Source organism: Pseudomonas sp. (assembly GCF_026224925.1).
Lineage (GTDB): Bacteria > Pseudomonadota > Gammaproteobacteria > Pseudomonadales > Pseudomonadaceae > Aquipseudomonas.
The window spans coordinates 1-9,567 of the sequence record NZ_JAMFRV010000421.1; the positions used below are offsets into that span (position 1 = coordinate 1).

At 57.8% G+C, this 9,567-nt stretch carries 7 protein-coding genes and 1 pseudogene; 5 read left to right on the forward strand and 3 right to left on the reverse strand.

Annotated features, from left to right (window positions below; genetic code table 11):
- The first annotated feature begins 190 nt into the window (after window positions 1–190).
- The 5 genes from M0974_RS18200 to M0974_RS18220 are packed head-to-tail and all read left to right on the forward strand — an operon-like array spanning window position 191 to window position 5,944.
- Complete coding sequence (locus M0974_RS18200) at window positions 191–1,711, forward strand: ribulokinase (protein ID WP_297839746.1); 1,521 nt, start codon at window positions 191–193, stop codon at window positions 1,709–1,711.
- Window positions 1,708–2,706, forward strand: a complete 999-nt coding sequence (locus M0974_RS18205; protein WP_297839749.1) for a sugar-binding transcriptional regulator — start codon at window positions 1,708–1,710, stop codon at window positions 2,704–2,706. The genes M0974_RS18200 and M0974_RS18205 overlap by 4 nt, the downstream gene beginning before the upstream one ends.
- Entirely contained in the window at window positions 2,699–4,195 is a 1,497-nt protein-coding gene (locus tag M0974_RS18210; RefSeq protein WP_297839753.1) for a sugar ABC transporter ATP-binding protein, read from the forward strand. Before M0974_RS18205 ends, M0974_RS18210 begins: the two co-directional genes overlap by 8 nt.
- Window positions 4,192–5,220 carry an ABC transporter permease gene (locus M0974_RS18215; RefSeq protein ID WP_297839756.1) on the forward strand — a complete coding sequence of 343 codons (1,029 nt, stop codon included), beginning with the start codon at window positions 4,192–4,194 and terminating at the stop codon, window positions 5,218–5,220. Before M0974_RS18210 ends, M0974_RS18215 begins: the two co-directional genes overlap by 4 nt.
- A gap of 34 nt (window positions 5,221–5,254) precedes the next feature.
- The gene (locus tag M0974_RS18220) at window positions 5,255–5,944 is read left to right on the forward strand and encodes an HAD-IA family hydrolase (protein ID WP_297839758.1); all 690 of its coding nucleotides are present in this window, start codon (window positions 5,255–5,257) and stop codon (window positions 5,942–5,944) included.
- Between the two features lie 149 nt (window positions 5,945–6,093).
- Here the strand turns inward: M0974_RS18220 and M0974_RS18225 are convergent, their stop codons facing one another.
- The 3 genes and pseudogenes from M0974_RS18225 to M0974_RS18235 form a co-directional block, all read right to left on the reverse strand.
- Complete coding sequence (locus tag M0974_RS18225; protein ID WP_297839761.1) at window positions 6,094–7,356, reverse strand: beta-propeller fold lactonase family protein; 1,263 nt, start codon at window positions 7,354–7,356, stop codon at window positions 6,094–6,096.
- Window positions 7,357–7,533: 177 nt separating this feature from the next.
- Complete coding sequence (locus M0974_RS18230) at window positions 7,534–8,055, reverse strand: hypothetical protein (protein WP_297839764.1); 522 nt, start codon at window positions 8,053–8,055, stop codon at window positions 7,534–7,536.
- A gap of 136 nt (window positions 8,056–8,191) precedes the next feature.
- Window positions 8,192–9,349: pseudogene (locus tag M0974_RS18235) on the reverse strand (type II secretion system protein GspD); the annotation flags it as partial.
- Between the last annotated feature and the right edge of the window lie 218 nt (window positions 9,350–9,567).

The window sequence follows — 9,567 nt, forward strand, 5'->3', positions numbered from 1 at the left end:
CACGATCTGCCACTCTCGGAATTGCCGGACATGTTCAAGCGCTACGCTGAACGCAAGGAGATCGCAGCGAAGGTGATATTCCGGCCTTGAACGCATTGCGTGGCTAGCGACCTAACCTGCTAGCCACCCGTCATATGCAGTGCAAAGCCGATAAAACAAGAAGCGTCGTCAGAGACGCAGGAGGACAACGATGACCCTGTTGCTGGGACTGGATTTCGGAACGGGTGGCGTACGGGCAGGCTTGTATGACCTGCAAAGCCACAAGCTGGTGCAGGTGGCAGAAGCGCCCTACGCCACCGAATATCCGCAGTTAGGCTGGGCCGAACAATCGCCACAGGAGTGGTGGTCGGCACTCGGCAGTGCGTGCCGAACCTTGATGGCCCTAGCGGGACATCCGCATGTGGCAGCAGTGTGCGTGGCAGCCACAGCGTCGACTGTCGTTGCGGCCCGCAGCAATGGCGAACCGTTACGCCCCGCTTTGCTATGGATGGATTGTCGCGCCACCGAGGAATCCGCGCACACCGCACAGGTAACCCATCCGATGATGAATGCCGGCGGCGATGCAGTGGAATGGCTGATCCCCAAAGCCATGTGGCTGGCGCACAACGAACCTGAAGTGTATGCCCAGGCCGATCGCATCTGCGAAGCGGTGGACTGGATTAACTTTCAACTGACGGGTCGCTGGGTTGCCTCGCAACTGAACGCCAGTTGCAAGTGGAATTACGACACATTGAACCAGCGTTTCCCGGTCGAGCTGTATGAAGAACTCGGCGTGCCGGAGCTGGCGGAAAAACTGCCCCGCGAAGTGATTCCAGTGGGCGGTCGCATCGGTCAATTGAGCGCCAATGCTGCCAGCCATTTAGGACTGAGCCGCGACACACTGGTCGCCCAAGGCGGAATCGACGCGCACATGGCGATGCTCAGCGCTGGGACCACCGGCGCCGGTGAGTTGCTGTTCATCGGCGGCACGTCCGTGGTGCAACTGATGCACACCCCCCAACGTATGGACGTCCCCGGTATTTGGGGCCCCTACCCTGGCGCGTTGCTCGATGGCCAATGGTTGATGGAAGGTGGCCAGGTCTCGGCCGGTTCGATCCTCAACTGGCTGGCGCAGAAGATGTTCGGACTCAACGACGCCGAGCATCAACAGATGATTAAAAAAGCCGCCCAGTTGCGGCCAGGTTCTACCGGTTTGCTGGTACTGGATTATTGGATGGGCAACCGCACGCCGTATCGCTCGCCCGACATGCGCGGGGCAATTCTCGGCCTTTCGCTGAACCATGACCGACACGATTTGTACCGGGCCTCGGTTGAAGCTATCGCCCTCGGCTCGGCGAACATCTTTCACACCTGGCGCTCCCAAGGTATCGAAATTACCCGAGTGGTCGCGGCAGGTGGTTTTCAGAAAAACCCACTGTGGCTACAAGCGACGATTGATGCCACCGGCGTGCCGTTCGAGATGGTCGCCCACGACAATTTGACCTTGATCGGCACCGCCGCGGCTGCCGCCTGCGCGCTGGGCGAGTTCAGCCACTTGCAAGAAGCAGCCGACAGTTTCACCACTCGCGGCACCTTGATCGAACCTGACGCCGAAGCCCACGAACAATACGTTGAGCTGCTGGGCCGTTATCGCGCCGCCACTGACAGCGTTGCACCCATCAGTTGCAAGCCGGCGCTCGCCAAGCTGCGCGGTGTGAGGCCTGCCGCATGAACGCCCTGACCGATTCGAAGAACGCCGAAACCTTACCCGCCCGGCTGTCTTCAGATGCCCAGCGCGAGGATTTGATGGTCCAGGTGGCCAAGCTGTATTACGACCTGGAAAAGACCCAAAGCGATATCTCCAAAGAAACCGGCCTGACCCGCTGGCAAGTCAGCCGGCTGTTGCGCGAAGCCCGGGAAACCGGCGTGGTCAGAATTGAGATCATCCCGCGTTCTGCACGCTTGCCCGAACTGGAGGCAGCGCTACAGCGGCGTTATGGCCTACGCGAAGCGCTGGTGCTGGGCGTGGTTGGCGACGACAGCGGTTTGAATGCGGTGACTCAGGCCGCAGCGCGCTACTTATGCAGCCTGCAACCGGCACCGGACTTGATCGGTGTGTCGTGGGGTCGAACCTTGACCAAAATGGCCCAATGGTTGGTCCCGCGCTGGAACGAATCAGTGAATGTGGTGCTGCTCAACGGCGCTATCAATACGCGCTCGGTGGGTGAACCCAGCCACAACGTGGCCGAACGCTTTGCCCATGCGGCGCGCGGCCAGGCAACCTTATTGCCGGTGCCGGCGATCCTCGGCAACGCCCGCACTCGGGAGGCGCTGGAACAAGACCCGATTATTGCTGACGTGCTGCGCTTGGGCGAGCAAGCCTCGGTTGCCTGCTTCAGTCTCGGCGAACTGACCGCCCACTCGGTGTTGATGGAGTCCGGCTATATCGATGCCGCGCTGTTGGCGGAGTTGAAGCGGCGCGGCGCAGTCGGCGACATCATGGGCCGCTTCATCGGCGCGGATGGCCAAGTGGTGATGCCTGAACTGGACGACCGAACACTGGGCCTGCGCCCACAAGCGTTGCGCGACAAGGCGTGGTCGATTGCGGTCTGCGTCGGTGCCCACAAGCATCAAATCGTTAAAGCCAGCGTCCGCGCCGGCTACGTCAACGTACTCGCCACCGACGAGGCCACTGCGCGCTTCTTGCTGGAGCAAGACCATGACTGAATTGGCTCTCGATATCCGCCACCTTGCCAAGCGTTTTCCACCGAATGTGGTGGCACTGACCGACGCCTCTTTGACCGTGCGTCCCGGCGAAGTCCATTGTTTGCTCGGTGCCAATGGTGCCGGCAAAAGCACCCTATTGAAAATCGTCGCTGGCGCCCACCGCCCGGATGGCGGTGAAATGCTGGTGTGCGGTCGTCACGTTGATTTGAAAAATCCGCAGCAAGCCCGTGCAGCCGGGATCGTGATGATCTATCAAGAACTCGATTTGATCGGGCAAATGACCGTCGAAGAAAATCTGATGCTTGGCTACACGCCCAACCGCTACGGGATTATTTCCAGGGCCAAGCGCAGTGCCCGCGCCGCTGAAGCGTTGAAACGAGTCGGGGCGAATTTCAGCGCCACGGCGCGGGTCGACACGCTGTCCATCGCCAACCAACAACTGGCAGCCATCGCTCGCGCGTTGACCTGCGACGCCAAGCTGGTAGTGATGGACGAACCCTCTGCCGCGCTCAACGAAACCGAGCTGAAACGGGTTTTTCAAGTGATCCGCGAAATCACGGCGGCCGGTGTGGCGGTGCTGTATGTCAGCCATCGCCTGAACGAAATTCGCGAGATTGGCCATCGCGTAACAGTCTTGCGCGGCGGCCGTACCCTGGAAACCCGTGAACTGAGCGACGTTGATGACCAGGCGCTGATCAACGCGGTAGTCGGCGAGCATCGGGAGTTGCTGGAGCGTAGCGCCCGCACGCCGCCCCGCGCCGAGTTGGCGCTGAAGGTCGATAACTTACACGGTGCCCAAGGCTTGGATGTGCATGGCCTCGAAGTACGCCAAGGCGAAATCGTTGGCCTGGCCGGGCTCAACGGTGCCGGGCGCAGCAGCCTGCTTAAGGCGCTGTTCGGTTCCGGGCGGATCACCGCCGACATCGAACTGTTCGGTCAGGCCTATAAACCCAATACCCCACGCGATGCCATTCGCCAGGGTGTCGGCCTGGTCCCGGAAAGTCGCAAGACCGAAGGCTTAATGCTGGATGCACCCATCTACCGCAACGCGACGCTGGTGCACACCCACCGTTTGACGTGGTTTTCCCATTGGCAGGCCAAGCAGCGCACCGAACCGGTACTCAAGCGTTTGCAAACCAAGTTCGACAACCTCGATCAACCGGTGCGGCAATTGTCTGGCGGCAATCAACAGAAAGTGGTCATGGCCAAGTGGGTGATCGAAGGCACACGCCTGTTGCTGCTGGACGAGCCCAGCCGTGGCCTCGATGTCGGTGCTAAAGCTGACTTGTACGCATTGGCCCGCAGCTTGGCCCAGGAAGGCTCGGCCGTGCTGGTCGCCAGCAGCGAACTGGACGAGCTGTACGTGAACTGCGACCGCATCTGGGTGATGCATGAAGGCCGCAACGCGGAGTGTTTCGACCCGCTGACCACCCCTCGCGATCATATCGAGCACACCATTCTGACCGGTAAACGAGTGCACACATCATGACCCCTACCAGTAACCCACTGCCTGTTTTCGAGAAAGTTTCCGTGCTCGGTACTGTGCGCCGCAGCGCCGCGCTTGACTGGATCATGCGCTACAACTTCGTGTTCATTTTCCTGCTGGCGGTTGTGGTCGCGACGTTTCTGTCCGACGACTTCCTGACCTTCGGCAACATCGCTAACTTGTTCCAGCAAGGTGCCATCGTCGGCATTGTCGCCATCGGCATGACCTTTGTGATTCTGACGGCCAACATTGATTTGTCAGTGGGCAGTCTCTGCGCCTTCGGCGGGATTGTGGTCTCGGTGATGCTGCAACAGCAGATCGGCGGCTGGTTGGCGGTACCGGCGACGTTACTGGTGGGCGTATTCATCGGCACTTTCATGGGCGCCATTACCGTGTTCGGTAAAGTTCCGAGTTTCATCGTGACCCTGGCCGGTTTGGTCTCGCTGCGCGGCGCGACGTTTCTGGCTTCCGACGGCGCACCCATTGGTAATCTACCTGCCGGTTTTACCCGTATCGGTTCAGCAATGATCGACATCCTGCCGAGCCAAGGCATTGTATTTCCGGTGCTGGGTTTGGTGTTCATCGTGATCACCGTGGTGGCGTGGTTGGTGTTGCGTTACACCGTTTTCGGCGAGTACGTGCTGGCAACTGGCGGTAATCTTGAAGCGGCGCGCTTGTCCGGAGTGCCGGTTCGTACTGTCACTATTGCGGTGTTCGCAATTTGCGGCGGGTTGGCGGCGTTCGCCGGGATGCTCATGACTTCACGCTTGCATGTGGGTCAACCCACCGCCGCGCAGGGGCTGGAACTGGATGCGATTGCCGCCGTTGTCTTGGGCGGGACGAGCTTGTTTGGTGGCCGTGGTAGTGTGGTCGGCACTGCGGTTGCGGTTATGCTCTTACAAGTGCTGCGCAATATTTTCAACTTGCTGGGCTTGGGTTCGTTCTATCAGATGGCCTTTACCGGGGTGATTATTGTCCTGGCCATTTTGTTGAACCGCTTGATCGACCACTATGCAGGCCGCACCTGAACTGCCTCGTTTCTTCAAACTACGGAAACACCCGATGAATGCTTCGCTTAATGAATTCGGCGCCATAACCGCCGTGATTTTCGACATGGATGGCCTGTTGCTCGACACCGAAGGCATCTATACCGAAGTCACCCAAATCATCTCTGACCGTTACGACGGCCGCAAATTTGACTGGAGCCTCAAGCAAAACACCATCGGCCTCGGCGCCCGCGACTTGGCCAGCTACATCATCAAGGCACTGGATCTGCCGCTGAGCATTGATGAATATTTGCAAGCGCGAACGCCGTTGATGGATGAGCGTTTTCCGCTCGCTAAAGTAATGCCAGGCGCCGAAGCGTTAGTCAGGCATCTGTCGGAGAACAACGTGCCGATTGCGGTGGGAACCAGTTCTTCGAGGCATTTTTTCGATCTGAAAACCACCTTACACAAAGACTTGTTCGCGCTGTTCGATACCATCGTTACTGCCGATGATCCGCAGGTAGGCGCGGCAAAACCAGCGCCGGATATTTTCCTGGTCGCGGCACAACGGCTTGGCATTCCTGCAGCCCAGTGCATGGTGTTCGAGGACTCGCCATTTGGTATCACTGCGGCCAAGGCGGCTGGCATGTTGGCCATCGCAGTACCTGACCCGGCGATGCCCGCAGAGAAATTTGCCCATGCGGATCGAGTGATTCGCAGCCTGGAAGGCTTTCAGCCAGAGGGTTATGGGTTGCCTATTCGTTGAACCAAGCAACGCGGTTTGTCTGATGTACCGCGCTGCCTGCTTCCCGAACAAAGCTACGCGACCCGGTTGGCCCACATTAAACTCTCGGCATGGCCCCACGGATGTACACACAACACCTGTGGGACCGAATTTATTCGGGAAGCTTTTGATCAGCCACCAATGCTGTAAGCATCCACCCACATCAACGATTTACTCGGGTCGTTGATGTCGTACTTCTTGGCGAAGCTCAAGGTGCCGTCGCGCTTGATGTTGAATACGGCGAGGTTGGCTTTGATCTCGACGACCTTGCCGTCTTTTTTCTCCAAACCACTTTTCTGGTTGCCGACAATCAACAAATGTTGATCTTCCAGTACGGTGAAGGTCCGCGCCTCAACACCTTGGCTGTCGATGTGTTGCAACAGCTTTGGCTCTCCGGTCTTGGCATCCAGGGCGTAGGTCGCCACGTCATTCTCGCCGTGTTTAAAAACCGTCCGACCTTCTTCGCTCACCGTCTCATCGGAGCGATTGGTCACGTACAAAAACTTGCCGTTCGGGCTGAGCTGAATCACCCCACCTTTCTTGATCCCTTCATTTGCGTCAGGCTTCAAGTGAGGATCGCGGGTGGATGTCTTGAACAATGCTTGCTCGGCAAGTTGGCCGTTATCGGCAATTTTGTAGGTATAAATGCTGCTTCCGCGCTCGGTCGCTACGTACGCCAGCGGCGCTTTAGACGGGTAAGCCACATGCCGCGGCCCCACCGTGGGCTCAAATTCAACCCTGCTGACTTGGCTCAACTGGCCGTCTTTGTAGGAGAGCGTGGTCAAAGTACCTAAATCCTCCGGACGCCCCGGCGTCGCATCGTTACCGCGCCCGGCCGCGATGACAAATTTGTTGCTCGGCATCACCGTAACCTGATGAGTGAAGATGCCTGCATGAACTGGCTGTTGCTGCTCGACTGCTGCGCCGACTTGGCCGTCTTTTTCAATCGGGTGCACGCTGAGGGTTGCAGACTTGTTGTACGCGACCAAGGCGAAACGCCCCTCTCGGTCCAGGGTCAGGTGAATCGGTCGCTCTTTCAAATTAACGGGTGTGCCTAACGCTGTCAGACGTCCGCTTTTCTGATCGATAGTGAAGGCACTGAGCACATTAATGTCGCCCGGATTGGTAGCGCTTATATTGCTGGAAATCACATATAAATGCCGGTGTGCACGATCGGCCACGGCAAACTGGACAGTCGCCGGTAAAAGCAGCGTCTCATCGAGTTTCAGGCTCCCGTTTTTACCCATGAGAGAGTAATGGCGCAACTCTTCCCCAGCACTCGCATAGACGGCGATGTGGGCGGCGTTGCCCGGCTTATCCGCAGCAAACCCATGCATGGATGCCGAGGCAATTGCCGCGTACAGCACACCGTTAAAAACCAGTTTCATGCTCATTAATTCATTTCCCTCTGATACGCAGGGGCTTCAAGCCCCGGTCTTATTTTGGTTCGGTTCAAGTACGGCGCCGACGGATGCACTACCCAATCAATACGATAACGACAATAACCCCTTCCACCCTTTCATCAACCCTACCCGCAGCGTTGGTATAAGAACCAATTAACAGTTTTGGCGTTAATGTACCGGATGTGTCAGGTGTACCGCTACTGCAAACACACCGAGAAACAACCATAAAACTGCAAACATTTTGGGTGTTCTTTTCGAGAACAAAAGCGATTTTTTATGCCCGTTATTACTCGATTCCCAACTGCTGAATAAAGGTGAATCGTCATACGCGAGGCCAATAACCGGCTCACTTTGCAGCAGGCCACTTTGTTTGTAGTACCAGTGATCGATGATGTCGCACGATGCTTTAATTCCAGGCCATGCACTCACCGAACTTGCCAGCCCGAACAACGCCAGCATTGGCGGTACCACCAGGGTAAAAATCACTCCCCAGTTCGGGTTCAGATTGGCCATGGATGAAGCATAAGCAATCACCAGAAATGCTTGAGCAGAGAGATAAGCGTTGGTGCGGCTGGACAGATTTGTGGTTTCGAAATGAATTTCGCGGCGATAGAAATCCAGTCGATCCTTCGGCGAACCGAACAGTTTTGCCTCTTGGTCTGTCTGCGCCTGGGCTGGCGTTTGCGGCATGATTATTTTGGGCACGGGGTGGCTCGATGAATCCGGAGAAAATATGGACGTTGGATTCCGGGGCGAGTTCAGGATTTAGAGGGTGCTCAATACCCCAGTGAAATCCAAACCTGCCAACACCTCCCATGCGCATCTCTTACTGCACCGTCGCCTGGGGCTTAATCAGCTGCAGTTGCTGGCGATAATCATCGGTCACTTGCCGCGCCTGGTTGCTTGAGGTCACTACCCGCGGGGTGATCAGTACGATCAGTTCGGTACGGTCTTTGGATTTGGTCGTGTTACCGAACAACCACCGCAAGCCAGGAATACGCCCCAGATAAGGCACCGCTGCGACAGTCTCGCTGTTGTCTTGCTTGATCAGTCCGCCCAGCAGCACGGTCTGGCCGCTTTGCACCGCGACTTGGGTCGATACCGAACGCGTAGAGATGCGCGGATTAGTGGTGGTGGTCGTGCTGCCGCTATCAGCAGCGTCGCTGACTTGTTGCTGAATATCCATGTACACCAAGCCACCCGGATTGATACGCGGTACGACGTCGAGGATGACCCCGGTCTGCACGTATTCAACGCTACTCAGGGTGGTGTCCGAGTTGGTGGTGTTGACGGTAGTCTGGCTGATGGGAATGTTATCGCCCACCTGAATCTGCGCCTGCTGGTTGTTCATCACCACCAACGACGGTGCCGACAGCACTTGGGTGCGACCGCTACTTTCCAGCGCGTGCAGGGCAAATTGCAGCTTGCTGCTGACGAATGAATAAAACAGCGAATCGGTGGAGCCCAGGCTTGCCCCGCCACCGCCCAAAGCGCCTTGGCTACCGGACGTATTGGCCACCGTCGTGCTGGTGGAGTTGCCCGCCAGATTGCCCAAGTACCACTGAACGCCGAGGTCCAACTCACCGGTCAGTTTGACTTCGAGAATACGGGTCTCGATTTGCACCTGCATCGGCGGGTTGTCCAGACGCTTGATCGCCGCTTCGATTTCCGCCCACTGCGCTGGACGGGTGCGTACCAGCAACTGGTTGCTGCCCTTTTGCGCGGTGATTCGGGTGCTGTCGTCGAGGCTTTTCTGTGCCGCACCGCCGCTTTCCGTGGCCGCATCGCCACTGGCACTGCTATCAGACCCGCTGTCGTCTTCGGCTTGATCGTCATCGTGCACGGACGTCGATGCCTGGTTGTTATTGCTGTTGCTGTTGCTGTTGCTGTTATTCAATCCTTGAGACGAATTACTCAGGCTGGAGCTTCCTGTTCCTGTCCCGGTGCCATTGCCGGAGGTGAGGGAGGGCATGGACGTCGTGCGGACGATCCTCGCCCTGCCGACCAACGGCAAGGTGCTGCTCAAGGAGATGAAGGGACAGATCCTCACGACCCCCATCCCGATCTTAACCATGAAGCGGACGGCCTAGGCCGCGACGCGCCTTGGCGCGTGGCCGGAGACCTGATCGCCGGCGCGAGCGTCGAGCGGGAACAGGAACAGCAGATTGGCCGCCGAGATCACGGCGATCACCACGAAGGCCG

Excerpts from the sequence above, each read along its gene's own strand:
- M0974_RS18200 (WP_297839746.1), top strand. The coding sequence starts at position 191 with ATGACCCTGTTGCTGGGACTGGATTTCGGAACGGGTGGCGTACGGGCA.
- M0974_RS18205 (WP_297839749.1), top strand. The coding sequence starts at position 1,708 with ATGAACGCCCTGACCGATTCGAAGAACGCCGAAACCTTACCCGCCCGG.
- M0974_RS18210 (WP_297839753.1), top strand. The coding sequence starts at position 2,699 with ATGACTGAATTGGCTCTCGATATCCGCCACCTTGCCAAGCGTTTTCCA.
- M0974_RS18215 (WP_297839756.1), top strand. The coding sequence starts at position 4,192 with ATGACCCCTACCAGTAACCCACTGCCTGTTTTCGAGAAAGTTTCCGTG.
- M0974_RS18220 (WP_297839758.1), top strand. The coding sequence starts at position 5,255 with ATGAATGCTTCGCTTAATGAATTCGGCGCCATAACCGCCGTGATTTTC.
- M0974_RS18225 (WP_297839761.1), bottom strand. The coding sequence starts at position 7,356 with ATGAGCATGAAACTGGTTTTTAACGGTGTGCTGTACGCGGCAATTGCC.
- M0974_RS18230 (WP_297839764.1), bottom strand. The coding sequence starts at position 8,055 with ATGCCGCAAACGCCAGCCCAGGCGCAGACAGACCAAGAGGCAAAACTG.